Source organism: Mesorhizobium sp. M0768 (assembly GCF_040320195.1).
GTDB lineage: Bacteria > Pseudomonadota > Alphaproteobacteria > Rhizobiales > Rhizobiaceae > Mesorhizobium.
The window spans coordinates 162,594-187,820 of record NZ_JAMYPD010000004.1 but is presented as its reverse complement, the minus strand read 5'-3'; the positions used below and the strand labels follow the sequence as shown (position 1 = coordinate 187,820).

The 25,227-nt window shown below is 64.4% G+C and carries 30 protein-coding genes; 18 read left to right on the top strand and 12 right to left on the bottom strand.

Annotation, left to right across the window (positions count from 1 at the left end):
- Nucleotides 1-51 precede the first annotated feature (51 nt).
- A complete protein-coding gene (locus tag NKI08_RS07485; protein WP_352768154.1) occupies nucleotides 52-342 on the top strand; it encodes a hypothetical protein in 291 nt (96 codons plus the stop codon).
- Nucleotides 343-380: 38 nt separating this feature from the next.
- Nucleotides 381-527 carry a glycine zipper domain-containing protein gene (locus tag NKI08_RS07480; protein WP_023677876.1) on the top strand — a complete coding sequence of 49 codons (147 nt, stop codon included), beginning with the start codon at nucleotides 381-383 and terminating at the stop codon, nucleotides 525-527.
- A gap of 72 nt (nucleotides 528-599) precedes the next feature.
- On the opposite strand, the gene NKI08_RS07475 is transcribed toward NKI08_RS07480, so the two are convergent.
- Complete coding sequence (locus tag NKI08_RS07475) at nucleotides 600-1,763, bottom strand: M20 aminoacylase family protein (RefSeq protein ID WP_352616115.1); 1,164 nt, start codon at nucleotides 1,761-1,763, stop codon at nucleotides 600-602.
- 270 nt (nucleotides 1,764-2,033) lie between these two features.
- Between NKI08_RS07475 and NKI08_RS07470 the strand changes: the two genes are divergently transcribed.
- Nucleotides 2,034-3,212 carry a D-alanyl-D-alanine carboxypeptidase family protein gene (locus tag NKI08_RS07470; protein WP_352768461.1) on the top strand — a complete coding sequence of 393 codons (1,179 nt, stop codon included), beginning with the start codon at nucleotides 2,034-2,036 and terminating at the stop codon, nucleotides 3,210-3,212.
- 4 nt (nucleotides 3,213-3,216) lie between these two features.
- Nucleotides 3,217-4,314, top strand: a complete 1,098-nt coding sequence (locus tag NKI08_RS07465) for a CobW family GTP-binding protein (protein ID WP_352768150.1) — start codon at nucleotides 3,217-3,219, stop codon at nucleotides 4,312-4,314.
- 190 nt (nucleotides 4,315-4,504) lie between these two features.
- On the opposite strand, the gene NKI08_RS07460 is transcribed toward NKI08_RS07465, so the two are convergent.
- From NKI08_RS07460 to NKI08_RS07440, 5 genes are all read right to left on the bottom strand, one after another.
- Nucleotides 4,505-4,780, bottom strand: a complete 276-nt coding sequence (locus tag NKI08_RS07460) for a sulfurtransferase TusA family protein (RefSeq protein WP_352683120.1) — start codon at nucleotides 4,778-4,780, stop codon at nucleotides 4,505-4,507.
- Nucleotides 4,781-4,785: 5 nt separating this feature from the next.
- Complete coding sequence (locus NKI08_RS07455) at nucleotides 4,786-6,111, bottom strand: L,D-transpeptidase family protein (protein ID WP_352768459.1); 1,326 nt, start codon at nucleotides 6,109-6,111, stop codon at nucleotides 4,786-4,788.
- Between the two features lie 210 nt (nucleotides 6,112-6,321).
- Nucleotides 6,322-7,272, bottom strand: a complete 951-nt coding sequence (locus NKI08_RS07450) for an acetyl-CoA carboxylase carboxyltransferase subunit alpha (RefSeq protein ID WP_352471457.1) — start codon at nucleotides 7,270-7,272, stop codon at nucleotides 6,322-6,324.
- Between the two features lie 99 nt (nucleotides 7,273-7,371).
- A complete protein-coding gene (locus tag NKI08_RS07445; RefSeq protein WP_352451196.1) occupies nucleotides 7,372-8,289 on the bottom strand; it encodes a site-specific tyrosine recombinase XerD in 918 nt (305 codons plus the stop codon).
- Complete coding sequence (locus tag NKI08_RS07440; protein WP_023677884.1) at nucleotides 8,286-8,435, bottom strand: hypothetical protein; 150 nt, start codon at nucleotides 8,433-8,435, stop codon at nucleotides 8,286-8,288. Before NKI08_RS07440 ends, NKI08_RS07445 begins: the two co-directional genes overlap by 4 nt.
- Before the next feature lie 158 nt (nucleotides 8,436-8,593).
- Between NKI08_RS07440 and NKI08_RS07435 the strand changes: the two genes are divergently transcribed.
- The 4 genes from NKI08_RS07435 to NKI08_RS07420 are packed head-to-tail and all read left to right on the top strand — an operon-like array spanning nucleotide 8,594 to nucleotide 12,078.
- Nucleotides 8,594-9,196 (top strand): shikimate kinase, encoded by a 603-nt coding sequence (locus NKI08_RS07435; RefSeq protein WP_352768146.1) that lies wholly within the window; start codon nucleotides 8,594-8,596, stop codon nucleotides 9,194-9,196.
- A complete protein-coding gene (gene aroB / locus NKI08_RS07430) occupies nucleotides 9,193-10,335 on the top strand; it encodes a 3-dehydroquinate synthase (RefSeq protein WP_352768143.1) in 1,143 nt (380 codons plus the stop codon). The genes NKI08_RS07435 and aroB overlap by 4 nt, the downstream gene beginning before the upstream one ends.
- Nucleotides 10,332-11,228, top strand: coding sequence for an HlyC/CorC family transporter (locus NKI08_RS07425; RefSeq protein ID WP_352471453.1), 897 nt, complete (start codon nucleotides 10,332-10,334; stop codon nucleotides 11,226-11,228). Before aroB ends, NKI08_RS07425 begins: the two co-directional genes overlap by 4 nt.
- Before the next feature lie 40 nt (nucleotides 11,229-11,268).
- On the top strand, nucleotides 11,269-12,078 hold the full coding sequence (locus NKI08_RS07420) for an alpha/beta hydrolase (protein ID WP_352540339.1): 810 nt from the start codon (nucleotides 11,269-11,271) through the stop codon (nucleotides 12,076-12,078).
- 3 nt (nucleotides 12,079-12,081) lie between these two features.
- On the opposite strand, the gene NKI08_RS07415 is transcribed toward NKI08_RS07420, so the two are convergent.
- The gene (locus tag NKI08_RS07415; protein ID WP_352768138.1) at nucleotides 12,082-12,384 is read right to left on the bottom strand and encodes a BolA family protein; all 303 of its coding nucleotides are present in this window, start codon (nucleotides 12,382-12,384) and stop codon (nucleotides 12,082-12,084) included.
- Between the two features lie 133 nt (nucleotides 12,385-12,517).
- Here NKI08_RS07415 and NKI08_RS07410 point away from each other — a divergent pair, with 133 nt between their 5' ends.
- The 6 genes from NKI08_RS07410 (at nucleotide 12,518) to NKI08_RS07385 (ending at nucleotide 18,213) form a co-directional block, all read left to right on the top strand.
- Entirely contained in the window at nucleotides 12,518-13,147 is a 630-nt protein-coding gene (locus tag NKI08_RS07410; RefSeq protein ID WP_036238769.1) for a J domain-containing protein, read from the top strand.
- A gap of 123 nt (nucleotides 13,148-13,270) precedes the next feature.
- Nucleotides 13,271-14,257, top strand: a complete 987-nt coding sequence (gene cobS, locus NKI08_RS07405) for a cobaltochelatase subunit CobS (RefSeq protein ID WP_352451201.1) — start codon at nucleotides 13,271-13,273, stop codon at nucleotides 14,255-14,257.
- Between the two features lie 11 nt (nucleotides 14,258-14,268).
- Nucleotides 14,269-16,167 (top strand): cobaltochelatase subunit CobT, encoded by a 1,899-nt coding sequence (gene cobT / locus NKI08_RS07400; RefSeq protein ID WP_352451202.1) that lies wholly within the window; start codon nucleotides 14,269-14,271, stop codon nucleotides 16,165-16,167.
- On the top strand, nucleotides 16,164-17,189 hold the full coding sequence (locus NKI08_RS07395) for an esterase-like activity of phytase family protein (protein WP_352768135.1): 1,026 nt from the start codon (nucleotides 16,164-16,166) through the stop codon (nucleotides 17,187-17,189). The genes cobT and NKI08_RS07395 overlap by 4 nt, the downstream gene beginning before the upstream one ends.
- Before the next feature lie 176 nt (nucleotides 17,190-17,365).
- A complete protein-coding gene (locus NKI08_RS07390) occupies nucleotides 17,366-17,734 on the top strand; it encodes an ArsR/SmtB family transcription factor (RefSeq protein WP_352768456.1) in 369 nt (122 codons plus the stop codon).
- Nucleotides 17,731-18,213: an SRPBCC family protein gene (locus NKI08_RS07385; RefSeq protein ID WP_352505072.1), complete on the top strand. Its 483-nt coding sequence runs from the start codon at nucleotides 17,731-17,733 to the stop codon at nucleotides 18,211-18,213. The genes NKI08_RS07390 and NKI08_RS07385 overlap by 4 nt, the downstream gene beginning before the upstream one ends.
- A 56-nt stretch (nucleotides 18,214-18,269) precedes the next feature.
- On the opposite strand, the gene NKI08_RS07380 is transcribed toward NKI08_RS07385, so the two are convergent.
- The 3 genes from NKI08_RS07380 to rpmB all read right to left on the bottom strand — a co-directional run bounded on the left by NKI08_RS07380 (nucleotide 18,270) and on the right by rpmB (nucleotide 20,080).
- The gene (locus tag NKI08_RS07380) at nucleotides 18,270-18,944 is read right to left on the bottom strand and encodes a polyamine aminopropyltransferase (protein WP_352768132.1); all 675 of its coding nucleotides are present in this window, start codon (nucleotides 18,942-18,944) and stop codon (nucleotides 18,270-18,272) included.
- A 76-nt stretch (nucleotides 18,945-19,020) separates the two neighbouring features.
- A complete protein-coding gene (locus NKI08_RS07375) occupies nucleotides 19,021-19,701 on the bottom strand; it encodes a queuosine precursor transporter (RefSeq protein ID WP_352451206.1) in 681 nt (226 codons plus the stop codon).
- Nucleotides 19,702-19,783: 82 nt separating this feature from the next.
- The gene (rpmB, locus tag NKI08_RS07370) at nucleotides 19,784-20,080 is read right to left on the bottom strand and encodes a 50S ribosomal protein L28 (protein ID WP_006328411.1); all 297 of its coding nucleotides are present in this window, start codon (nucleotides 20,078-20,080) and stop codon (nucleotides 19,784-19,786) included.
- Nucleotides 20,081-20,692: 612 nt separating this feature from the next.
- Between rpmB and NKI08_RS07365 the strand changes: the two genes are divergently transcribed.
- The 3 genes from NKI08_RS07365 to NKI08_RS07355 are packed head-to-tail and all read left to right on the top strand — an operon-like array spanning nucleotide 20,693 to nucleotide 23,082.
- On the top strand, nucleotides 20,693-21,484 hold the full coding sequence (locus tag NKI08_RS07365; protein ID WP_352616079.1) for a DUF3108 domain-containing protein: 792 nt from the start codon (nucleotides 20,693-20,695) through the stop codon (nucleotides 21,482-21,484).
- A 42-nt stretch (nucleotides 21,485-21,526) separates the two neighbouring features.
- Nucleotides 21,527-22,414: an aromatic amino acid exporter YddG gene (gene yddG / locus NKI08_RS07360; RefSeq protein ID WP_352768130.1), complete on the top strand. Its 888-nt coding sequence runs from the start codon at nucleotides 21,527-21,529 to the stop codon at nucleotides 22,412-22,414.
- The gene (locus NKI08_RS07355; RefSeq protein ID WP_352768128.1) at nucleotides 22,411-23,082 is read left to right on the top strand and encodes a lysoplasmalogenase family protein; all 672 of its coding nucleotides are present in this window, start codon (nucleotides 22,411-22,413) and stop codon (nucleotides 23,080-23,082) included. The genes yddG and NKI08_RS07355 overlap by 4 nt, the downstream gene beginning before the upstream one ends.
- Nucleotides 23,083-23,086: 4 nt before the next feature.
- On the opposite strand, the gene NKI08_RS07350 is transcribed toward NKI08_RS07355, so the two are convergent.
- Together NKI08_RS07350 and gloB are read right to left on the bottom strand one after the other, a co-directional pair.
- Complete coding sequence (locus NKI08_RS07350) at nucleotides 23,087-23,515, bottom strand: cupin domain-containing protein (protein WP_352768126.1); 429 nt, start codon at nucleotides 23,513-23,515, stop codon at nucleotides 23,087-23,089.
- Nucleotides 23,516-23,536: 21 nt separating this feature from the next.
- Nucleotides 23,537-24,304, bottom strand: a complete 768-nt coding sequence (gloB, locus tag NKI08_RS07345; RefSeq protein ID WP_352471442.1) for a hydroxyacylglutathione hydrolase — start codon at nucleotides 24,302-24,304, stop codon at nucleotides 23,537-23,539.
- A 98-nt stretch (nucleotides 24,305-24,402) separates the two neighbouring features.
- Between gloB and NKI08_RS07340 the strand changes: the two genes are divergently transcribed.
- Complete coding sequence (locus NKI08_RS07340; protein ID WP_352768123.1) at nucleotides 24,403-25,185, top strand: class I SAM-dependent methyltransferase; 783 nt, start codon at nucleotides 24,403-24,405, stop codon at nucleotides 25,183-25,185.
- The last annotated feature ends 42 nt before the right edge of the window (nucleotides 25,186-25,227 follow it).

Here is a 25,227-nt window from a genome sequence, read left to right as displayed (position 1 = left end):
GCGGAACTTTCGGGATGTCGACGCGCTTTAGTGTCCCGAAGGAGACACCGCATGAGCGCCACCAAAGAGTTCTTTGAGACCTGGCTGCAGGAGAATGTCGGCAATCTGCCGCCCGAGAGCGAGATGAGCGTCGCCGTCCTGGCGCAGCAATTCGAGCAGGATGCCGATGCTGCCGGCTATGGCCACGAGGTTCGCGAAGACGAACTCGGCAATATCCAGGAGGCGATCGAGGCAGCCCTGACGAAGGCGAGGACAGGCGAAGAGCCGCAGGCTTCCGACGACAATGAGCTGGCGCCGGTCATGGAGGCGCTGGAGGTCGAGGATCCGAAGAGCGGACCGTAGCCGTTGCGGCTCTTGCCTTCCACGCTACATGACCGGGCATGATGGATGCCAAACACCTCACACTCGGCGTCGTGATCGGCGTGGCTATCGGCGTCGTGTTGGACAACATTGTTGCGGGCATTGGTATAGGTATCGCTCTGGGCATTGCCTTCGGCCTTGCCCGGAAGTCGTCCGGCCGGAAGTGACCAGCAGAACATGTCCTGCCCGATTTTGCCACCCAGAGGTGCGGCGGTCGCCGCACAGCCGATGCGGAAGGGCTACGCCGCCAGCGCTGTTTCCGCCAGCTTCACCCAATAGCTCATGCCGTGCGGGATGACCTCGTCGTTGAAGTCGTAGGCTGGGTTGTGCAGGCCGGCGGTATCGCCATTGCCGATGAAGATGAAGGCGCCCGGCCGCGCTTCAAGCATGTAGGAGAAATCCTCGCCGCCCATCACCGGCTGGATGGCGCGGTGCACATGGCTGTCGCCGGCGACGTCGGCCGCGATGTCGCTGGCAAAGACCGTCTCTTCCGGATGGTTGAAGGTGACGGGGTAATTGGCATTGTAATCAACCTCGATTGTCGCGCCGAAGGCAGCGCCCAGGCCTTGGCAAAGTGCGCGGATGCGCTCCTCTGCCTTCTTGGCGACTTCCTTCTTCAGCGTGCGTACGGTGCCGGCGATCTCGGCAGTCTCGGGAATGACGTTATAGGCGTCGCCCGCGTGGAATTTCGTCACCGAGACGACCACCGCCTCGACCGGATCGGTGCTGCGCGAGGCGATCGTCTGCAATGCGCCGACGAGTTGGCTGGTGATGACGATCGGATCGATGGTGCCGTGCGGCATCGCCGCGTGGCCGCCCCGGCCCTTGACGGTGATGGTGAATTCGGCGGTCGCCGCCATGATCGGGCCCGGCCTGATGGCGAACTGGCCGACCGGCAGGCCCGGCATGTTGTGCATGCCGAAAACCTTGGAGATAGCGAAGCGCTCCATCATACCGTCCTTGACCATCTCGTTGCCGCCGCCGCCGCCCTCTTCGGCCGGCTGGAAGATGACCGCGACGGAGCCTGCGAAATTGCGCGTTTCGGCGAGGTATTTGGCGGCACCCAACAGCATTGCGGTGTGGCCGTCATGACCGCAGGCGTGCATCTTGCCGGGGACGGTCGAGGCATAGGATTTGCCGGTGATCTCGTTGAGCGGCAGGGCATCCATGTCGGCGCGCAGGCCGATGGTCGAGCCTTCGCCGTGGCGGCCGCGGATGATGCCGACGACGCCGGTCTTGCCCAAACCCGTCACGATATCGTCGCAGCCGAAAGCCTTCAGCTTCTCGGTGACGAAAGCGGCGGTCTTGAAGACGTCGAAATTCAGCTCCGGCGTCTGGTGCAAATGGCGGCGCCAGCCGGCCACCTCGTCCTGCATTTCGGCGGCTCGGTTCAGGATCGGCATGATAATTCCATTTCGCTGTTGGAGCAGGCGGTCTTGGCCTGCTGCTTTGCAATTGTGCCTGCTGCCTTGCAACCATGCACGCTGCTTTGCATTGTGCTGCTGCTTCCACATTGTGATCGGCAGCACTTTGCCATGTTGACGTCACATAGAGTAAATAGCACCGCGACTGTGGTCCGGGAACAGAGGGCCGGACCATTATCCTGGCGATCGTGTAACGAAATCTTACGGAGCCAGGTGCGACTGCGGCAAGAGGCTATTTCGGTTTTCATGATGCGCTACAGGCATTTCCTCAGACTGTTGGTGGCCGGCACGGTGGTGCTTGCGTCGCTGGCCGGGCCTGCCTTGGCCAATCCGACAATCCTGTTCGACCTGAACAGCGGCAAGATCCTGCAGCACCAGGAGGCTTTCAGGCGCTGGTACCCGGCGTCGCTGACCAAGCTGATGACCGCCTATGTGGCGTTTCGGGCGATTGCCGTGGGCGAGGTCCAGCTCGATTCGCCGATCAAGGTAACGAAACATTCCGCCGGCGAGCCGCCGAGCAAGATGGGCTTCAAGCCGGGCTCGGTGATGCGGTTGGACAATGCGCTGAAGATGATGCTGGTCAAATCGGCCAACGATATCGCCATGGCGGTCGGCGAGAATATCGGCGGTTCGCAAGCGGCTTTCGCCGAACGCATGAACGCCGAAGCGCAGAGGCTCGGCATGAGCGGGTCCCATTTTGTCAATCCGAACGGGCTCTATTCGCCGGACCAGTATACGACAGCGCGCGATCTCGCTTTGCTGGTGATGGCGATTCGCAAGGAATTTCCGCAATATGCCCCCTGGTTCTCGATCGAAGGCCTTGCGGTCGGCAAGAAGGCGATCTCCAACTACAACCTGCTGATCGGCCGCTATCCGGGTGCCGACGGCATGAAGACGGGTTTCGTCTGCTCGTCCGGCTTCAACATGATCGGCTCGGCGACCCGCAACGGCCGCACCCTGGTCGCCGTAGTGCTCGGCGAGCAATCGGCCATTACCCGTGCAGAGGCGGCGGCAAAATTGCTCGACCAGGGCTTTGCAACGCCGGCGCCGAGCTGGCTGACGGTAGCGGCGCTACCCACCTATGGCGATACCATTTCGGCCAACGACATGAATGACGAAATCTGCAAGAAGAAGCCGGTCGAGGAGCAGTCGGAAACCGCACCCGCCGTCGGCGACAAGGGCAAGGACGTGCCGAAATCGCCCTATCAGGAAAAGCTCGACCATGTACCGACGCTGATCGCCGTCGGCCTCGGCGGCGCCACGGGACCGAAGCCGAAGGCGATGCTCGACGCCTCCGGGCAGGAATATGCCGACGTGCCGCTGCCGACATGGCGGCCGGACCGGGCGCCGCCGGCCGGCGCCGAGCCAATTGTGGCCGGATCCGCCACCGCCGCGCAGGTCCAGCAGCCGGCCAAGGCGCTGAACTAGCCGCATGGCCGGCTTCCCGATCCCCGTTTCGGTGCTCACCGGCTTTCTCGGTGCCGGCAAGACGACGCTGCTCAACCGGCTGCTCCGAGATCCGGCGCTCGCCGACACCGCCGTCATCATCAACGAGTTCGGCGAGGTGGCGATCGACCATCTCCTGGTCGAGCAGGCCTCCGACGGCATCATCCAGCTCTCCGACGGCTGTCTCTGCTGCACGGTGCGCGGCGAGCTGGTCGATACGCTGGCTGACCTCGTCGACCGGCTGCAGACCGGCCGCATCGACCGGCTTGCCCGCGTCATCGTCGAGACCACCGGGCTCGCCGATCCCGCCCCCGTACTGCAGTCGATCATGGCACACCCCGCCCTGGTCCAGGCCTTCCGGCTCGACGGCGTCATCACCCTGGTCGATGCCGTCAACGGCAATGCGACGCTCGATGCGCATGTCGAGGCGGTGAAGCAGGTGGCCGTCGCCGATCGCATGGTGCTCAGCAAGGCCGACCTGACCACGGATGCAGGCGATGTCGAGGCGTTGCGGGCGCGGCTCAGGCAGCTCAACCCGGGCGCCGTGGTGCTCGACGCGGGCGAGGCAAGCACCGCGACCCTGTTCGATAGCGGCCTCTACAATCCGGCCACCAAATCCGTCGATGTGCAGCGTTGGCTGGGCGAACAAGCCGGCCACGACCATGACCACGGCGGGCATGACCATGCCGACCATGATCACCATGACCACAGGCACGATTCCCGCGTGCGTTCGTATTCGCTGGTTCATGACGGGCCGGTGCCGTTTTCGGCAATCGAGATGTTCCTCGATCTGTTGCGCTCGGCGCATGGCGAGCGCCTTTTGCGGATGAAAGGCGTCATCGAGCTTGCAGAAGACCGGTCGCGGCCGCTGGTTATCCATGGCGTGCAGAAGATCCTGCATCCGCCGGTGCAACTGCCGGCCTGGCCGGACAGCCAGCGCGGCACCAGACTGGTGCTGATCACGCTCGACATGCCCGAAGACTATGTCCGGCGGCTGTTCGCCGCCTTCACCAACCGGCCGTCGATCGACACGCCGGATCGCGCAGCACTGGAAAGCAACCCGCTGGCTATTGCCGGATCGTGATCTCCCCCCTTGAGGGGGAGATGTCGCCGAAGGCGACAGAGGGGGTCGCCTCGGCTGGCGCCCCTGTGGGACGAAAGAAAAGGTTGGCGCTTCACGCGCGGCAACCCCCTCTGGCCTGCCGGCCATCTCCCCCTCAAGGGGGGAGATTATCCCGCTCAGCCGCTTTCGCCAGAACGAGCTAAGTCGAGACTCAGCCGATCCCGCGCTCGACCAGGAAGCGGTGGCCGCCTGCCATCGCCGTCGTTTCGATCAGCCGATGGCCGCTCTCGGCGCAGAAGGCGGGAATGTCGATGACGGCGAGCGGGTCGGTGGTTTCGAGCCACAGGCGGCTGCCCGGCTGCATTGCGGCCAGGCGCTTTTTTGCCTTGAGCACGGGCAACGGGCAGTTCAAGCCTTTGAGGTCGTAGACGGCGGCGGGGCTGGTTGAGGGCCTGTCTTCCTGGCCCCCATCTTCCTGTTCAAGCATGAACCTCAGCCGCCAAACATGCCGAGCAGCTTCTTCTTCAGCCTTGTCGCCGTGCTTTCGGCGTCCGCAGCCTGCGTTTCGACTGCCGGGGCGGCCTCCGATGGCGCTACGGTGGCGGTGGCGACAGGCACCTCGGCGGCGGTCTTGGCAGCTTCCTTTTCGGCTAGCGCCTGGGCTTTTGCAGCTTCCTTCTCGGCCAAGGCCTGTGCCTTGGCTGCCGCTTTCGCTGCCTTCGCCGCTTCTATCGCGGCAAGCCGCTGTTCCTCGGCCTTCTGCTTGGCAGCCTTTTCGGCGTCGAGCGCTGCCATCTTGCGGCCCGCCGGCGAATCGATGCGGCCCATGCGCGCCGTTTCGGCCACCGTGCCGTCCGGGTTGAGCGAGGGCGGCTCGATCGGAACGCGTTCGCCGCGGGCACGCCGCTTCGACCAGTCGGAAACGATGCTGGCTTCCTTGATCCCGGCGATGGTCGGCTTGGGTGCCGGCACGCTGGCCTTCATGGCGCCGTTGAAGGCCGCCTCATAGGTGCTTTGATAGGCGTTGATGGCGCTCTTCAGCGAATCGGGCTGGGTGGTCACAGGGCAAGCGCCGGTCGGATTAAACGTCGAGCCGTCGGCCGCTACCTGGTTGAAGACGTAGCGCTTCTCGCAGACGTCGACTTTCGGCGGCACCTTGGTAACCTCGAAATTGTCGTAGCCGACCTTCAGCATCTTCCAGAATTCGTAGTTCGGATCGTTGCGATAGCGCGCCATGTTGGCTGCGGTCATGCGGAACGGAAAAGCCTGGATCTGGAACTCGGTCTGGCCGCCCTGGAAGGCGTCGCGGCCGAAAGCGTAGATCTGCTCGATCTGGGCGTCGGTCATCGAATAGCAGCCGGACGACGAGCAGGCGCCATGGACCATCAGGTTGGAACCGGTGCGGCCATTGGCGCGGTCATAGGCGTTCGGGTAGCCGATGTTGAAGGACAGGTGATAATTCGACCGCGGGTTCATCTGTGCCGGGCGGACCGTGTAAAAGCCTTCCGGCGCCTGGCGGTCGCCTTCGGTGAACTTCGGTCCGAGCTTGCCCGACCATTTGCAGATGTCGTAGCTGGCGACCAGGTCGTAGCGGCCGTTGGTCTTGGCCTTCCAGATTTCGAGCTTGCCTTCTTCCTTGAAGATGCGGGCCATCACCGAAGAGGTGCGGACCATTCCCTTGGCCTTCATCTCGGCCAGGATCTTGTCCGGCAGCGGCTTGTTGGCTTGCGGCGCAAAATCCTTCATCGAAGCGTCATTGCAGCCGGCGACGCCGATCGCAGCGATCAGAACTCCGGTGCGGGCAAGCTTGGCAAACATGGATATGGCTATCGTCTTCATCTCTGCGCCGCGGATGCCGCAGCTGCTAAACCGACCGCTGACGGACCTTAAGCCCGTTAACCTTGAAAATTCCTTACCGCAAGCATGCGGCGCGTCCCCTTGCGTTAAGCTCACTGAGCCGAATGCAGCGGCATTTTTGTGGCGAAACTGGTTCACGCCGCCACATTTCAGGCCGCGTGCCTGCGTTGGTTACAGATTGCGGCCCATCGCCAGGTATTTCTCGCGGCGATGCTCGCGGAAGTCGGTGTTGGCGCCGGAGAATTCCTTCATCGTCCTGGCGATGAGGTCGCCGGTGGCGGCGATCACCGTTTCGGGGGCGCGATGGGCACCGCCGAGCGGCTCGGCGATGATGGCGTCGATGATCTTCAGCTCCAGCAGGTCCTGCGCCGTGATCTTCATATTGGTCGCAGCATCCTTGGACCGCGTGGTATCGCGCCACAGGATCGAGGCGGCGCCCTCCGGCGAGATCACCGAATAGATGGCGTGTTCGAGCATGTAGACGCGGTTGGCGGTGGCGATCGCTATAGCGCCGCCCGAGCCGCCTTCGCCGATCACCACCGAGATCGACGGCACCTTCAGGCCAAGGCAGGCCGAGGTCGAGCGGGCGATGGCTTCCGCCTGGCCGCGCTCTTCGGCGTTGACGCCGGGATAGGCGCCGGCCGTGTCGACCAGCGTCAGCAGCGGGATCTGGAAGCGGTCGGCGAGTTCCATCAGCCGCACCGCCTTGCGGTAGCCCTCCGGCCGCACCGAGCCGAAATTATGCTTCAGCCGGCTTGCCGTATCGGAACCCTTCTCCTGGCCGATGATCGCCACCGGCTCGCCGCGAAAGCGGGCGAAGCCGCCGACGATCGCCTGGTCCTCGCCGAAATTGCGGTCGCCGGCAAGCGGCGTGAAATCGGTAAGCAGGCCCTTGATGTAGTCGATGCAATGCGGCCTGTCCGGATGGCGCGCCACCTGCACCTTCTGCCATGGCGTCAGCGCCTTGTAGGCGTCGCGCAGCGCATCGCGCGAGCGCTTCTCGAGACGTGCGATCTCATCGCCGACGTCGACCGCCTCGCCGTTCTCGGCAAGCTTCTTCAGCTCAAGGATCTTGCCTTCGAGATCCTGCACAGGCTTTTCGAAATCGAGGTAATTGTACATTCTTGGGCGAACCGGCAAGTCGGAAGGCAATGACTGACGCAAGCCCGAAAATGCAGGCTGGGCGCGGTGGAGCGTCGTTCTCACATAGCGATATGACGCCTAGTCGGCAAGCGGATGATGATCGTTGACCAGACGCACCAGCCGCTCCTCCAGCACATGCGTGTATATCTGCGTCGTTGAAATATCGGCATGGCCGAGCAGCTGCTGCACGGCCCTGAGATCGGCGCCGTTCTGCAGCAGATGGCTGGCGAAAGCATGGCGCAGCACATGCGGCGATATCTTCGCCGTGGCAATGCCGGCCCGCGCGGCAAGCCCTTTCAGCTCGCGGGCAAAGACCTGTCTCGAGAGATAGCCGCTGTCGGCGGCGGCCGGAAACAGGAACGGGCTGTCGGCAAAAGCCGGCACCGTTGCCCGTGCGGCAAGCCATGTCCGCATCGCCGCGCGCGCCTTGGCCGACAGCGGCACCATGCGCTCCTTGTTGCCCTTGCCGCGCACCATGAAGAAGCGGTCGTCGCGCTGTGCCACCGTCACGGGAAGGCCGACCAGCTCCGAAACGCGCAAGCCGGTGGCGTAGAGCACCTCGACCAGTGCGTGCAGGCGCAGCGCCGCCAGCCTGTCGCCGTCATGCATGGAGGGGTCCATCGCCTCCTGCGCCGCGCGGTCGAGCAGCCGGCCGGTATCGGCCTCGCTCATCGTCTTAGGCAGCGGCCGGCCCTTCTTCGGACTGTCCAGCGTGCCGGTCGGATCGTCACCCCGCAGGCCTTCGGCGTAGAGGAACTTGAAGAACTGCCGGATCGCCGACAATTTGCGCGCCTGCGAGGTGGCGGCAAAGCCGCGCGCGGCGATGTCGTCGAGATAGGCACGGATGTCGGCGCTGGTGGCAGCGGCAAGCCCACCGCCGATCCCGGCGGAAGCGTCTTCGAGGTCGCGGCGATAGGAGGAAAGCGTGTTTTCGGCCGCGCCGCGCTCGGCGCTCATCATCTCCAGGAAGGCTTCGATGCGGGCGGCGCTGTTCATTTTTTGGGATTGAGCTTTTCTGGAGGGATACGCACGCTCATTTCCGCCTTCCTCGGCTCGACGAACATGACCAAGGCGAACATCGCGCCATAGACAATGCCGGCCAGAATCGCGAGCGTCACGACAAAGCGAAACAGTGTTGGCATTAATTTTCGCCCGTCGTCTTATTCTGCATTTCCAACCCTGTGCCCTTATGAGACGCCAATCCGGCCAATTCAAGGGTGAAGCCCATAGTCCCGGTTGCGCCGCGCTTGACGCAAACAGGCTTTTGATGTCGATACGCCGCCAAAGAGGCCCTAGAAGCATGAACGCGCTACCAGCAAATCCTCCGGGCGAGAGCCATGCCGCGCTGCTCGGCCGGCTGGGCGGCCGTTCCATCGTCTTTGTCGGGCTGATGGGCGCCGGCAAGACGGCGATCGGCCGCAAGGTGGCGGCGATGCTGGCACTGCCCTTCATCGACAGCGACCAGGAGATCGAAAGCGTCTCGCGCATGAGCGTCCCGGACCTGTTCGAGCGCTATGGCGAGGCGGAGTTCCGGGCACTGGAGCAGCGCGTCATCCTGCGTGTGCTGGAGCACGGGCCGCAGGTGCTGTCGACCGGCGGCGGTGCCTTCATGAACGCGCAGACGCGCGAGGCGATCGCCAGCCATGGCGTTTCGGTTTGGCTGAAGGCCGAGATCGACCTGTTAATGGAGCGCGTTTCCAAGAAACAGAACCGGCCGCTGCTGAAAAGCGCCGATCCGCGCGCCGTGCTTGAACGGCTGATGGCGGAACGCTACCCGGTTTATGCCGCGGCCGATGTCATCGTGCCGACCCGCGACGACCGCAAGGAGATCATTGCCGCCGAAGTGGTGGACGCGCTGCGCGGCCATCTCGGCGTTGCCGATATTGACGAGGTGCGGTCGTGAGCGCTGATGCAACGGTCTCTGTCGAAGTCGGGCTTGGCGAGCGTGCCTACGATATTTTGATCGGTCCCGGCCTGCTGTCACGCGCCGGCGCCGAGATTTCGCGCCGTCTGCCGGGGACGCGGGCGGCGGTCGTCACCGACGAAAACGTCGCGGCCGCGCATCTCGCGACGCTTGCGGCCGGCCTGGCAAGCGGTGGCATCCAGCATGCCGTCATCACGTTGCCGCCAGGCGAAAAGACCAAGAGCTTTGCGCATCTCGAAGAGGTGGTCGACGGCGTGCTGGCCGCCAAGCTGGAGCGCGGCGACGTCGTCATCGCGCTCGGCGGCGGCGTCGTCGGCGACCTCGCCGGCTTTGCCGCCGGCATCGCGCGGCGCGGCATGAACTTCGTGCAGGTTCCGACCTCGCTGCTGGCGCAGGTCGATTCCTCCGTCGGCGGCAAGACCGGCATCAACAGCAAGCGCGGCAAGAACCTGGTCGGGGTATTCCACCAGCCGAAGCTGGTGCTGGCCGACACCGAAGTGCTCGACACGCTGCCGATCCGCGAGTTTCGCGCCGGCTATGCCGAACTGGCCAAATACGGGCTGATCGACCGGCCCGAGTTTTTCGCCTGGCTGGAAGAAAACTGGCGTCAAGTGTTTGCCGGCGGGCCGGAGCGGGCTGCGGCCATCGCCGAGGCCTGTCGTGCCAAGGCCGACGTCGTTGCCCGCGACGAGTTCGAGACCGGCGACCGCGCGTTGCTCAATCTCGGCCACACCTTCGGTCATGCGCTGGAGGCGGCGACCGGCTATGACGGCGCAAGGCTCGTGCATGGCGAGGGCGTCGCCATCGGCATGGCGCTGGCGCACCGCTTTTCGTCAAGGCTCAATTTGGCGAGCCCCGACGACGCGGCGCGTGTCGAGGCGCATCTTCGCGCCGTCGGTCTGCCCTGGCGCATGGCCGACGTTCCAGGCGAACTGCCCGACGCCGAGACGCTGTCCTCCTTCATCACCCAGGACAAGAAGGTGTCGCGCGGCGCGCTGACCTTCATCCTGACGCGCGGCGTCGGCCAGGCCTTCATCGCCAGGGATGTGCCGGCCTCGGAAGTGCTGGCGTTCCTCCGGGAGAACCATCCGGGTCGGCAGGAAAGCCGGCCGGGATGAGCCAGGCCGGCTGGATCGCGGCTGCCGTGCTCGCCGGCCTCGGCGTGCTGGGCTTCGTCTTGCGCCGGCGCCTGCTCGCCGCCTTCGGCTACGAGCTGCAACGCATGGAGCCGCAGCGCTCTGCGCGCGAGGAACTGCGCGGCGCCGTCGACGATTTCCGCCGCGACGGCCAGGTGGTGCGCGAGGACCGCGCCCGCATCGGCGGCCTGTTCGACCTCGAGGAGCTCGAAGTGTCGGACGTCATGGTCCACCGCACCAATATGCGCTCCGTCAACGCCGACGACCCGCCCGAAGCGGTGGTTCGCGAGATCCTGCAGAGCCCGCACACCCGCATGCCGTTGTGGAAGGGTTCGCTCGACAACATTGTCGGCGTGCTGCACGCGAAGGATCTGCTGCGCGCGCTGAACGAGGTCGGCAACGATTTTTCCAGGATCGACGTGATGAAGATCGCGTCGAAACCGTGGTTCGTGCCCGACACCACGACGCTTCAGGAGCAGCTCAATGCCTTCCTGCGCCGCAAGGCGCATTTCGCCATCGTCGTCGACGAATATGGCGAGGTTGAAGGGCTGGTGACGCTGGAAGACATCATCGAGGAGATCGTCGGCGAGATCGCCGACGAGCACGACATCGACATCCAGGGCGTCAAACAGGAGGCCGACGGCTCCGTCGTCGTCGACGGCACGGTGCCGATCCGCGACCTTAATCGGGCGCTCGACTGGAACCTGCCGGACGAGGAAGCCACCACCATCGCCGGCCTTGTCATCCACGAGGCGCAGTCGATCCCGGACGAAAAGCAGGCCTTTACGTTTCACGGCAAGCGCTTCGTCGTCATGAAGCGCGACAAGAACCGTATCGCGCGGCTGAGGATCAAGCCGGCGATGCTTGGAGAATGACAGTGCGCACCTTGTGGCAGCCGTGGGCAGTCAGGCGTTGATGAAGATCGATCGGCGAAGCCTGCTTCTGGCGTCGATGGCGGCGCTGCTGCCGGGACAGGCTGCGGCGGCATTGCGGCTGCGTTCGCCGTCGCCCGAAACCTTCGACTATGGGCCGGCCAAGCTCGACATTTATTCCCGCGACGGCGCAAGCGGCCTGCCGGTCGTCTTTTTCGTCCATGGCGGCGCCTGGCGAGTCGGCAACCGCGGCAACGTCAATGCCAAGCCGCAATTCCTGCTCGACAATGGCTTCGGCTTCGTCTCGATCGACTACCGGATGCTGCCCAAGGCCGACGTCGCCACCCAGGCGGCAGATGTCGAACTGGCCTATCGTTACGTCCGCGCCAACATCGCCAGGCATGGCGGCGATCCGGACCGGATCGTCGCCATGGGCCATTCGGCCGGCTGCCATCTCGTCGCATTGACCGGGCTGCGCGGCGGCCTGCCCGGCGTCGCAGCGCTGGTTCTCGACGACACCAGGGCCTACGATCTGGAGGCGCTGGCCAGAAGCGGCGGCATGGCAGGGGTCTATGCCCGCGCCTTTCCCGATCCGGCACAGTGGCGCGCGCTGTCGCCTGTCACCTATGTGGAAGGCCGCAAGCACCCGCCGACCTTCATCGCCCATTCGCGGGCGAAAGCCCGCGCGGCGGACGCGCAGGCCTTCGCCGGGCGTCTGCGCGCCACCGGAACCAGGGTCACGCTGTTCGACGGCGGCGCCTATTCGCACATGTCGATCAATCGCGACTTCGGCACCGAGGGCGATGCATTGACCGCAGCGGTGATGGCTTTCCTGAGGGCGAGCCTCGGCTGAAATCTACCAGCGGGTCTTTTCGCCGGGCGCTGCCGGCTCGATCGCCAGGGCATGCACGCCGGATTTCAATTCCTCGGCCAGCAATGTGTTGATGGCGCGGTGACGTTCGACGCGGCTCATGCCGGCAAAGGCTGGCGCGACGATGCGGACGCGGAAATGCGTCTCGCCGGCGCCGTCGAAGGTGGCGTGATGGCCGGAATCCACATGATGATGCCCGGCATGGAGATGGCTTTCGTTGATGACGTCCAGCCGTTCCGGCGAAAACGCCTTTTTCAGCTTATCTTCCATCGTTGCCTGTATGGACATCGCCGCTTCCCTTCACCACATCTATGTCATCGCACAAAATTCGCAATTCGCCGGTTTTATGCCGCGATTCAGCGGTTAGGGCGATCATCGCGAAAATGTCAATTCTTGTTTCGCATGCGCGAACAGCCCATAAATGGGTGAGATGAAGCCGTACCCAAAATATTTCGAAAAGATTCGCATCCGCCCGGAGAAGGACGCGGAGCTGAAGTCGCGTTCGCCGATCTGCCAGTGGGATGGCTGCAAGGAGGCCGGTACCCACCGTGCCCCGGTCGGACGGATGAAGGAAGGCGAGTATTTCCAGTTCTGCTTCGACCATGTGCGCGAGTACAACAAGGGCTTCAATTATTTCTCGGGCGTTCCCGACACCGAGATCGCCCGCTTCCAGAAGGAAGCCATGACCGGCCACCGGCCGACCTGGAAAATGGGCGTCAACGGCGCATCGACCCGCTCCTCGCCGGACTTTGCCCAGGCGCGCTCCGGCCGCGCCGGCTACTACAATCGCATGCGCGATCCGTTCGACCTGTTCAAAGGCCCGAAGGACCCGCGCGAAGCACGCGAGCGCAAGGCCAAGCCGCTTGAGGCCAAGGCACTGGAAACGCTTGGCCTTGATACAAAGGCAACTGGCAAGGATATCAAGGCGCGCTATAAGGAACTTGTGAAACGCCACCATCCGGATGCGAATGGCGGCGACAGAGGTTCGGAAGACCGGTTCCGCGATGTGCTCCAGGCGTATCGCGTGCTCAAGCAGGCAGGTTTGTGCTGAGCGACCTTACGGTTCGTGTCGTTTTCCAACTTTCATAAGGTTGGAAAAGGCTCTAAGACCGCCCCCGAACAAAATCGATTGCCGGCGAAACGCGGCGTTTCGCTTGTGGAGACGTTGATAGAGATGAACAAGGTCGATCGCGACATCGCCAACCTGCCCGACACCACGGTGTCGGTGAAGGAGACATTCGGCTTCGACTCCAAGATGGTGGTGCCGGCCTATGCGGTGACGAGCGAGCATGTCCCCGACATCGACCCGGACTACCTGTTCGACAAGAACACGACCATGGCGATCCTCGCCGGCTTTGCCTATAACCGCCGGGTCATGGTGTCCGGTTACCACGGCACCGGCAAGTCGACGCATATCGAACAGGTCGCCGCCCGCCTCAACTGGCCTTGCGTGCGCGTCAACCTCGACAGCCATGTCAGCCGCATCGATCTCGTCGGCAAGGACGCCATCGTCGTCAAGGACGGGCTGCAGATCACCGAATTCCGCGACGGCATCCTGCCCTGGGCCTATCAGCACAATGTCGCGCTGTGCTTCGACGAGTACGATGCCGGCCGTCCGGACGTGATGTTCGTCATCCAGCGCGTGCTGGAATCGTCGGGCCGGCTGACGCTGCTCGACCAGAGCCGGGTCATCCGCCCGCATCCGGCCTTCCGGCTGTTCTCGACCGCCAACACGGTCGGGCTGGGCGACACCACCGGCCTCTACCACGGCACCCAGCAGATCAACCAGGCGCAGATGGACCGCTGGTCGATCGTCACCACGCTGAACTACCTGCCGCACGACAATGAAGTGAACATCGTGCTGGCCAAGGCCAAGCATTACCGCGACGGCAAGGGCAAGGAGATCGTCAACAAGATGGTGCGTGTCGCCGACATGACGCGCTCGGCCTTCATCAACGGCGATCTGTCGACGGTGATGAGCCCGCGTACGGTTATCACCTGGGCCGAGAATGCCGAGATCTTCGGCAATATCGGCATGGCGTTCCGGCTGACCTTCCTCAACAAATGCGACGAGCTCGAACGCTCGCTGGTGGCCGAGTTCTACCAACGCGCCTTTGGCGAGGATCTGCCGGAATCGGCTGCCAATGTGGTGCTGGGCTAAGCAGAGTCTCGATGGCGGGTCCGGGCGACAATACGCGAAACAAATCCAAGACCGGCGCTGAGAACGACAGCTTCAAGCGCGCGGTTACCGTCTGCATGCGCGCCATCGCCGGCGACAAGGATCTCGAGGTCGGCTTCGCCAAGGATCGGCCGGCACTGGCCGGCAGCCGCGCCCGGCTGCCGGAACTGCCGAAGAAGGCATCGAAGGCGGACATCGCCATCACCCGCGGGCTCGGCGATTCCATGGCGCTGAAGCGCGCCTGCCACGATGCGCGCATCCACACCAGGCTGGCCCCGGAAGGCAAACAGGCCCGCGCCATCTATGACGCGGTAGAGCAGGCCCGGGTGGAGGCGATCGGCAGCCGCGCCATGCAGGGCGTCGCCGACAATATCGGCTCGATGCTCGAGGACAAATACGCCAGGGCCAACCTCGTCGACGTCAAGGACAAGGCCGACGCGCCGATCGAGGAAGCGCTGGCGCTGATGGTGCGCGAAAAGCTGACCGGCCGCACTGTGCCGAAGAGCGGCGAACGGCTGGTCGATCTCTGGCGCCCCTGGGTCGAGGAAAAAGCCAGTGCCGATCTGGACGGGCTGTCGGCAAAGCTCGACGACCAGCAGGCGTTCGCCCGCGTCGTGCGCGAGATGCTCGCCTCCATGGAAATGGCCGAGGAGCTCGGCGATGACCAGGAGACGGAAGACTCCGAGGACAACGACGAAAACCAGCCGCAAGGCGAGGAGCAGAGCGAGGAGGGCGGCGAAGACGATTCGGGCTCCGAGCAGTCGCAATCCGAGGATACCGAGGCATCGTCGGACGACGAGCAATCGGCCGAGACGGAAGCCTCCGACGCCACCGCCGAGGATCTCTCCGACGATGACGACGCCGATGCGGAGACGCCCGGCGAGGCGCGCCGCAACGACAATCCCTTCACCAATCTGCCGAAAGAGATCGACTACAAGGTCTTCACGACCGCCTTCGACGAGACCGTAGGTGCGGAGGAACTGTGCGAGGAGGAGGAGCTCGACCGGCTGCGCGCCTTCCTCGACAAGCAGCTCGCCAACCTTTCCGGCGTCGTCGGGCGGCTGGCCAACCGGCTGCAGCGCCGCCTGATGGCGCAGCAGAACCGCTCCTGGGATTTCGACCTCGAAGAAGGCTATCTCGATCCGGCACGGCTGGTGCGCGTCGTCATCGACCCGATGCAGCCGCTGTCCTTCAAACAGGAGCGTGATACCAAATTCCGCGACACGGTGGTGTCGCTGGTGCTCGACAATTCGGGTTCGATGCGCGGCCGGCCGATCACCGTCGCCGCGACCTGCGCCGACATCCTGGCGCGCACGCTGGAACGCTGCGGCGTCTCGGTCGAAATCCTCGGCTTCACCACCCGCGCCTGGAAGGGCGGACAGGCGCGCGAGAAATGGCTGAAGGAAGGCAAGCCGCCGAACCCCGGCCGGCTCAACGATCTGCGCCACATCATATACAAATCCGCCGACCATCCGTGGCGGCGGGCGCGCCGCAATCTCGGCCTGATGATGCGCGAGGGCCTGCTCAAGGAAAACATCGACGGCGAGGCGCTGCTGTGGGCGCACAACCGGCTGATCGCGCGGCCGGAGCAGCGCAAGATCCTGATGATGATCTCCGACGGCGCGCCGGTCGACGATTCGACGCTGTCGGTCAACCCCGGCAATTATCTCGAGCGGCATCTGCGGGCCATCATCGAACTCATCGAGACGCGCTCGCCGGTCGAGCTTTTGGCCATCGGCATCGGCCACGACGTCACCCGCTACTATCGCCGCGCCGTCACCATCGTCGATGCCGAAGAACTGGCCGGCGCCATGACCGAGCAGCTGGCCTCGCTGTTCGCCGAGGAAACCGTGCGCGACACGCGGCGCGGCGGCATGCGGCGCGCCGGATGATTTTTTCCCGCGGCGGCTTTTGGCAGAAGCTTTTGGCCGCCATTGCGTTGTTAGGCATCAGTTTGGCGCCAGCTGTCGCTGCCGGCCCGGCCTCGGTCGAGCCGGCCGAAATCACGGCACGGCCGATCAGCGAATTCCACATCGGCCGGCCGGACAAACAGTTCGGGCCGCTCGAATTCATCGGCGGGCTCGAAATGACCTCGTCGACGCGCGATTTCGGCGCGCTGTCGGCACTTCGGTTCCTCGAGCCCGGCAGCGATTTCATCGGCGTCGCCGACACCGGCTTCTGGTTCTTCGGCACCCTCGTCCACGATGCCGAGAAGCGGCCTTCCGGCATCCAGAATTTTCGCATGCAGCAGATGGTCGATTCGGCCGGTCAGCCGATCGACGAGAAATGGGCGGTCGATGCCGAAGGCCTCGCGGTGAAGGACGGCATTGCCACGGTCGGTTTCGAGGGCGATCACCGTATCGCAGAGTTCAAGATCGATCTGGACGGCATGAAGGCGCCGTTCAGGCAATTGGACTTCCTGATTCCAGCCTGGGAACTTCGCCGCAATCGCGGCTTTGAGACCGTCACCCGCGCCAACCCCAACGGGCAGCACGCGGGCGGACTGGTCGTGGTGTCGGAAAAGAGCCTCGACAAGGCCGGCAACATCTTTGCCGCGATCATCGAAGGGCCGCACAAGGGCGTCTTCACCGTCAAGCGCAATGGCGATTTCGACATCACCGACGGCGCCTTCCTGCCGGACGGCGACCTGTTGCTTCTGGAGCGCAGTTTTTCGATGGCCGGCGGCGTCAAGATGCGGCTGCGGCGCATCTATGGCGAAAGCGTCGAGAAGGGCGCCGTCGCCGACGGGCCGGTGCTGCTCGAAGCCGACATGGGCTACCAGATCGACAACATGGAAGCGCTCGACGTCTGGACCCGCGACGATGGCGCGCTGATCGTGGCGCTGATGTCCGACGACAACCACTCGATCCTGCAGCGCAATCTTTACCTGGAATTTGTGCTGCACGAGGATTGACGCGCGACCGGCCTGCTGGCTGACAGCATCGCTGGCGTTTCCGCGCCGTTTTGCAGCGCAGGCAATTTCCCCTGGCAATGACCCGCGTCGCGGGTTTTCCAGCCGGCTCTCACCATCCGAAAAAATACTTTAGTCGTGACTTGACAATTTGCGTCATCGGCGAAATACTCAAGTCCATGCTTAAGTATTCCGGGATCGACAGCATCCTGCGGGCTCTTGCCGAGCCGACGCGCCGGGCAATCCTGGAAAGGCTGAGCCGCGGGCCAGCCACCGTCAGCCAGTTGGCGGAGCCGTTCGGCATGACCTTCGCTGCCGTACTCCAGCATCTCCAGGCGCTGGAAGCGTGCGGGCTGATCCGCAGCGAGAAGGTCGGACGCGTGCGCACCTGCCGGATCGAGCCCGGCGGGCTAGCCCCGCTCGCCGACTGGATCGCCGCGCGCCGTACACCGGCCGAACGCCAGCTCGACCGTCTCGGCCAGATCCTGGCGGAGACTGACCAACCGGACGCAACACCCCACGACCAGGAAAAGGACGAAAAGAAATGAACCAGATTGCCCCCGTGAACGACCAGTCCGTCATCCATTCAAGCTTCACGATCGAGCGGACCTACCCGCAATCGCGCGAACGCGTCTTCCTCGCCTTTGCCGACAAGGCGACGGTGCGGCGTTGGCGCGTCGAAGGCGACGGCTTCACCATCGCCGAATTCACTTTCGATTTCCGTGTCGGCGGCAGCGAGGTTTCGCGGTTCAGCTACCAGGGCGGCCCGGAGATCAGGCTCGATGCGCAGTTCCAGGACATCGTCCCTGACCGGCGCATCGTATTTTCATACCGGATGGCGGTCGGGGCGCAGCCGCTGTCGGCGTCGCTCACCACGGTCGAGCTTGCACCTTCCGGCGAGGGCACCCGCCTGACCTATACCGAACAGGGTGCGTTCTTCGATGGCGTCGATTCAGCGCAAGGGCGCGAGGAGGGCACACGCGGGCTGCTGCAGGCGCTCGCCGCCGAGCTTCAGAAGGCGAAGTAGAGGTTCGTCGGCGTGGCGGGCGGCGACCACAAGGCCCGCCCGGATTGCGAGGTGGCCTATTGCCCCTTGGTCGCGAGCCAGACGATGTGCCGGGCGCCGCGCTTGCCGTGAGCCCGCACCTTGACCTCCTCGACCGTGAAGCCGGCCTGCTTGAGCCTTCGGGTGAAACCTGCGTCAGGGCCCTGCGACCAGACCGCCAGCACACCGCCGGGCTTGAGAGCTGCTCTCGCGCTGATCAGGCCGGCTGCGCTGTAGAGCGCATCGTTGGCCTTGTAGACGATGCCCTCGGGGCCGTTGTCGATATCGAGCAGGATCGCGTCCCAGGCCGAAGCTTGCGATCGGATGAGCTGACCGACATCGGCCTCACGAATGCCGACACGCCGGTCGTCAAGGCAACCGTCGAAAACTTCGGCCATCAGGCCGCGCGCCCACGCCACGACCGCCGGCACCAATTCGGCAACGGTGACCTGCGCATCGTCGGCAAGCTCGGCCAGCGCCGCGCGCAAGGTAAAGCCCATGCCGAGGCCGCCGATCAGGATGTTTGGGGTCCGGCGGCCGGCAATCCTTTGGCAGGACAGTTTCGCCAGCGCCTCTTCGGAACCGCTGAGCCGGCTGTTCATCAGCTCGTTCGCGCCAAGCATGATCGAGAATTCGCCGCCGCGCCGCTTCAGGCGGAGTTCCTGTCCGCCGTCAGGCGTTTTTGCCGAGTCCAGTTGAAGCCAGGGGATCATGCTCGATAGTCTTTGAGCATGATCTTGTCCGAAAACCGGTTCCCACTTTTCGCTAACGCGGACCTTTGGTTCGGGATCATGCTGCCAGTGCCGGCTGGCTCCAGCGGGCGGCAAGCAGCCGGTAGGGGATCAGCGCCACCACCGCTATGATCAGCTTGACGCTGAGATCGCCGAGCGCCCAGGAGACCCAGCGCATCGTCTCGACCGGCAGCACGCCCATCAGCGGCGCGGTTTCCAGCGCAAAGCCGTCGTTGGGCCCGGCGAAGGCGAACGCCGCCGCGAAGGCGACGGTGAAAAACACCACCGTATCGAAAACGGAGCCGACCAGCGTGCCGACGATCGGTGCGCGCCACCAGCTCTGCCGGCGCAGCCGGTTGAACACGGTGACGTCGAGCAACTGCGCGGTGAGGAAGGCGGCACCCGACGCCGCGGCAATGCGCACCAGCCGGTCGGCGGCGGTCTCGAATTCGATCAGGCCGTGGCGAAACAGCAGCGGTGGGATGACGATCGAGCAGATCACCGCTGTCATGAAGCCGACAAAGACGATCCTGCGCGCCACCGCCGGCCCATAGCGGCGGTTGGCGAGATCGGTGACCAGGAAGGAGAACGGATAGGTGAAGGCGCCCCAGGTCAGGATGTCGGCCAGCGACAGCCCGCCGATTGCGCCTTGCATCGGGAACTGCACGAGGATGTTCGAGGCCACGACGACGAGCGCCATGGCCGCCACGAAGGGCAGGTACCGCGAGAGGAAAATCATTTTTTTATCCTGGGTAATGGAACCAGCGGAACGCGATCCGGAGTTCGGACCACGCCCTGGAAGGCGGCTGCCGCCGAAAAACTCAGGCGGCCGGCTGCTCGGCGAGCTTCTTGGCGATCTGCTTCTTCAACAGGCGGGCGCGCTGCGACAATTCCTTGGCATCGGCCTTGGCCAGGAAGGCGTCGAGGCCGCCGCGATGCTCGACCGAACGCAGCGCGTTGGCCGAAATGCGCAGGCGCACGTTCTGGTTCAGCGCTTCCGAGATCAGCGTCACATTGACGAGATTGGGCAGGAAGCGACGCTTGGTCTTGTTGTTGGCGTGGCTCACATTGTTGCCGGACATGACTGCCTTGGCAGTGAGTTCGCAGGTGCGGGACATGGTTCTAACCTTCGGTTCTCGGTCCTGGCCAAACATTCGACCCGCGCCGGGTGGCGCGCGGTTTCGGTCAGGCGGCCTTATGGAAAAAGTTAGCGTTCCATAGTTGCATTTCGCCGAGGCGTCAAGCTTGGGGTTGGTTAGTGCCAAGGGAATCAATCAAAAGATGACCGATGCCGGCGCTGCCCCTCATCCGCCTGCCGGCACCTTCTCCCCGTATAGTGACGGGGAGAAGGGGCTTGGCCGCAGGCTCGGCGCTTCTGCAACTTCGCAAATTGGCGAAACCCTTTGCAAGGCGACCTTCTCCCCGTCCCTATACGGGGAGAAGTGCCCGGCAGGGCGATGAGGGGCTGCGCAAACCTGTAGCGATTTTCCAGGTGGCCACATTTTGTTCTTGCTTTGTGCCGGCAGCTATGCTACTAATTTCGGTATGGTGCTAATTGGCTCCAACGACCCGCCCGCCGAGGCGGGTTTTTTATTTTGGCTGTCGACCAGCCCCAACGTTGCCTGCCGACGGCGCCTTTCACATTAAGGCCGGAATTCAGCCTATAAGCGGTCGCACAGGGACATGCCAGACCGGAGCCGCCCCGTCCGGTCGACAATCAAGGACCCGCCATGCCTCGTTCTTTCCTCCATGCCCTGGTCGTGCTGATGGCCGTCGCGCTTTCGACGACGGTTTCGGCCGCTGAGCCGCAATCCTTCACGGGCGAATATTCGGTGTCGTTCCTCGGCCTCTCCGTGGCCAAGGCGAAATTCTCCAGCCAGTACGAGGGTGACAGCTATTCGATCGAGGGCAGCGTTTCCGCCGCCGGGCTCGCCACTTTGTTCGACGATACGCGAGGCACGATCTCGTCGAAGGGCAAGATTTCGGGCAAGCAGTTGCAGCCGCAAGCGTTCCACGCCGACTACACGTCCGGCAAGAAGGCATCGATGATCGACATCCAGTTTGCCAACGGCGTCGTCACCTCGACCAAGGTCGTGCCTGAGCCGAAGAAGCGCAATCCCGAGAATTGGATACCGCTGGTCGGCAGCCATCTCGTATCGGTCCTCGATCCGATGGCCGCCACCGTCATCCATGCCGACAGCCTCGACCAGGTCTGCGGGCGCACGGTGAAGCTCTATGACGGCGAAATGCGTGCCGATCTGAAACTGACCTACGAGTCCAAAGGGTCGATCTCGGTGGCCGGCTACAAGGGCGATACGGTCACCTGCAGGCTGGGCTTCGAGCCGGTGGCCGGTTACCGCAAGAACCGCAAGGCGCTGAACTACCTGAAGAAACGCAGCCGCATCATGGTGACGTTTGCACCGGTCGGCCAAAGCGGCGTATATGCGCCGATCCGCGCCACGGTCAGCACGCAAATCGGCCCGTTGACGATCAGCGCGGAGCGGTTCGAAGCAAACGAATAGGCGTGACGGTGCGCCGCCAACGATGGGCAGGGGGCGACCGGTATGGCGCGCGCAACACTGATCGGCTTCTCCGCGGTCGCCATGTGGGCGCTGCTGGCGCTGCTTACGGATGCTTCGGGCGCCGTGCCGCCGTTCCTGCTTTCGGCAATCACCTTCACGATCGGCACCTGTGTCGGGCTGGTTGCCCGGCTGTTCATGCCGGCAGCTGATGGCGCCGCGAAGATACCGCGCCAGGTTTGGGCGATCGGCATTGCCGGCCTGTTCGGCTACCACTTCTTCTATTTCACCGCGCTGCGCAATGCGCCGGCCGTCGAGGCCAGCCTGATCGCCTATCTGTGGCCGCTGCTGATCGTGCTGGGGTCGGCGCTGATGCCGGGCGAGCGGCTGGCCTGGAACCACGTCGCCGGCGCGCTGCTCGGCCTTGCCGGCACGGTCCTGATCGTCACCAAGGGCGGCGGGCTTGCCTTCGATGCGCGTTATGCCTTCGGCTATGCAATGGCCGGCGTCTGCGCGGTGCTGTGGTCGTCCTATTCGCTGTTGTCGCGGCGCTTCCCGTCGGTGCCGACCAGCATCGTCACCTGGTTCTGCGCCGCCACCGCGGCACTTTCGCTGGTCTGCCATCTGTTGCTGGAAGAAACGGTGCTGCCCAACGGCGCCGGCCAGTGGCTGGCCGTGCTCGGCCTCGGTCTAATGCCGGTGGGGGCGGCGTTCTATGCCTGGGACATCGGCGTCAAGCGCGGCAACATCCAGGTGCTGGGGGCGGCGAGCTATGCCGCACCGCTGCTGTCGACGCTGGTGCTGATATCAGCCGGCTTCGCCGAGCCGTCATGGCGCATCCTCGCCGCCTGCGTGCTGATCACCGGCGGCGCGGCACTGGCGGCGAAATCGCTGTTCCTGCGCAAGAGGGCCGCGAGCGAGGCAAACGCATGATGCCGTTTTCCGGCGGCATCGGTGCCAATGCCAATGCGACGCTGCTGTTTTCGCTGGCGGCGGCGGTGATTTACGCGTTCAGCCTCGGCATGCCGCCGCGCCTTTCGCGGTCGGCGGCAAGGACATTGGCGATGGCGATGCTGGCGGTGCTGGTCGCGCAGCAGGGCGGCCCATGGCTGCTCGTCGCCGCGCTGGCGCTCAGCGCCGTCGGCGACGCCTTCCTGTCGCGCGACGGCGAGAAGGCATTTCTTGGCGGCACAGCCAGTTTTCTTGCCGCGCATGTGCTTTACGTCGTGCTGTTCCTGCGCGCCGGCAGCGGCCTCGGGCTGCTCTCGGCCGAACCGTGGCGAGGAATTATTGCCCTGGCGATGGCCGTGTTGGCGCTGGCGATGATTTTCGCGCTCTGGCGCCGCATCGGCCCGGCCTTGCGTTTGCCGATTGGCATCCATGCCGCGGCGCTGCTTGGCATGGGCATTGCGGCGCTCACCCTGAACAGCGTCTGGGTCGTCGGCGGCGTCATCCTGCTCATGCTGTCCGACGGGCTGCACGCCGCGGAAAAGTTCCTGCTGCCCGCCATCTCGGCGCACCGCATTTGGGTGCGCCATGGGGTCTGGGCGCTGTATTACGTCGGCCAGCTGGCGATCACGCTGGGTTTGCTGCTGGGCTAGGTGCCTAGGGCGTTCCCGGCAGCCAGCCTGGTTTGGCGAGTTCGAAGGCGGAGAAATCGAAACCCGGCGCCACGGTGCAGCCGACCAGGGTCCATTCGCCGAGGCTGCGTGCCGACTGCCACCAGCCTGCCGGCACGACGATCTGCGGCCGCTCGCCCGCGGCAAGCGCCGTACCGAGGATCTCCTCGATAACGGGACCGCCTTCTCGATGTATCGACAGCGCCAGCGGCGCACCGTCATAGAAATGCCAGACCTCGGCCGCGTCCTTGACTCGGTGCCAGGCCGACAATTGGTCCTTGTTGAGGAGGAAATAGATCGCCGTCGAATGGCCGCGCGTGCCTGCCGCGCCGTCGCGAAAGGTCTCGGCATACCAGCCGCCTTCCGGATGCGGCTTCAGGCCGAGCAGGGCGATGATTTCGGCGGAACTGGTCATGACCCTAGCTCCTGGCGCCGCTCAGAAATTGTCCTTGCGCTTGCGGATCTCGGCGAACACTTCGGCGTCGGAGGCCTTCTCCAGGCCGAGATGCCTGCGGATCGCCGGATCGTGCCAGCGCAGGAACGGATTGGTCGACAGTTCCTCGCCGATGGTCGTCGGCAGCGTCGGTTTGCCGTCGGCACGCAGCGCCTCGACCTTGGCGGCGCGCTCTTTCAGCGCCGAATTGGTCGGGTCGACGGTGAGCGCGAAACGGGCATTGGCCAGCGTATACTCATGGCCGCAATAGACGACCGTCTCGGCCGGCAGCGCCGCGAGCTTCTTCAGGGATTCGTACATCACCGGCGGCTTGCATTCGAGCAGCCGCCCACAGCCGAGCGCAAACAGTGTGTCGGCGGCGAAAGCCACTTTCGACGCCGGCAGATGATAGGTGACATGGCCGGCGGTATGGCCGGGTGTGGCGATGACCTCGATCCGCTCGTCGCCGAGATGGACGACCGAGCCTTGCTCGACAGTTTCGTCGATGCCGGGAATCTTTGCCTTTTCGGCTTCCGGCCCGACAATGCGCAGCTTGAAACGCTCCTTCAGCGCCAGATTGGCCTCGACGTGGTCGAGATGGTGGTGAGTGGTCAGGATCATCGTCGGGGTCCAGCCGGTGCGCTTGATCGCCGCCAGGATGGGCGCCTCCTCGGGCGCATCGATGAGCGCCGTCTGGCCGCTTTTCGGGTCGTGCACCAGCACGCCGAAATTGTCGCTGCGGCACATGAATTGTTCGATCTCGACCGGCATCGCATCTCTCCCTTTGTTGCCGCAGACATAGGGCGCCTGCCAGCCGATGTCATCTGCCTTTGTTGAACTTGGACTGCTTCGAAGCTACCGTTCCGCGCATGCATTCAGACATTGTCGATCTCCGTTCGTTTTATTCGACCACGCTCGGCCGCCTGGCCGAACGCTCGATCACCATGGCGCTGTCCTCGATATGGGCCGTCGTGCCCAACGAGCGGCTGGTCGGCCTCGGCTACACCTTGCCGTGGCTGGAGCGCTTCGGCAGCGATGCCGAGCGCGTCTTTGCCTTCATGCCGGCAACGCAGGGCGCGGTGGTCTGGCCGGCGACCGGGCCGACGGCGACCGCCCTGGTCTTCGACGAGGAACTGCCGCTGGTTGATTCCTGCATCGACCGCATGCTGCTCGTCCATTCGCTCGAACATGTCGAGAACCCACGCGAGACGCTGAACGAGATCTGGCGGGTGCTGTCGCCGGCCGGCCGTGTCGTCATCGTCGTGCCGAACCGGCGCGGCGTCTGGGCACGCTTCGAGCATACGCCTTTCGGCAATGGCCGGCCGTTCTCGCGCGGCCAGCTGACCGAATTGCTGCGCGAAGCGAATTTCACGCCGGCGGCGTGGTCCGATGCGCTGTTCTTCCCGCCGTCGCCGCGACGTTTCATGATGCAGTTCCATAATGTGCTGGAACGCGCCGGCCGGCGCTTCTGGCCGATCTTTTCGGGCGTTATTGTCGTCGAGGCGCAGAAGCGGCTGTATCAAGGCGTGCCGGTTGCCCAGCGCGCGTCCCGCCGCGTCTTCGTGCCGGTTCTCTCGCCGCATGGCGCGCCGACGCTTGGCCGGGCTGTCGCGGGCCGAACGTCCGGCGCCGCCAGGATGACGCGTTCGTGATCCGACGCAGGCTTTTTCTCACCAAAAGCGCGTCGCATTAGA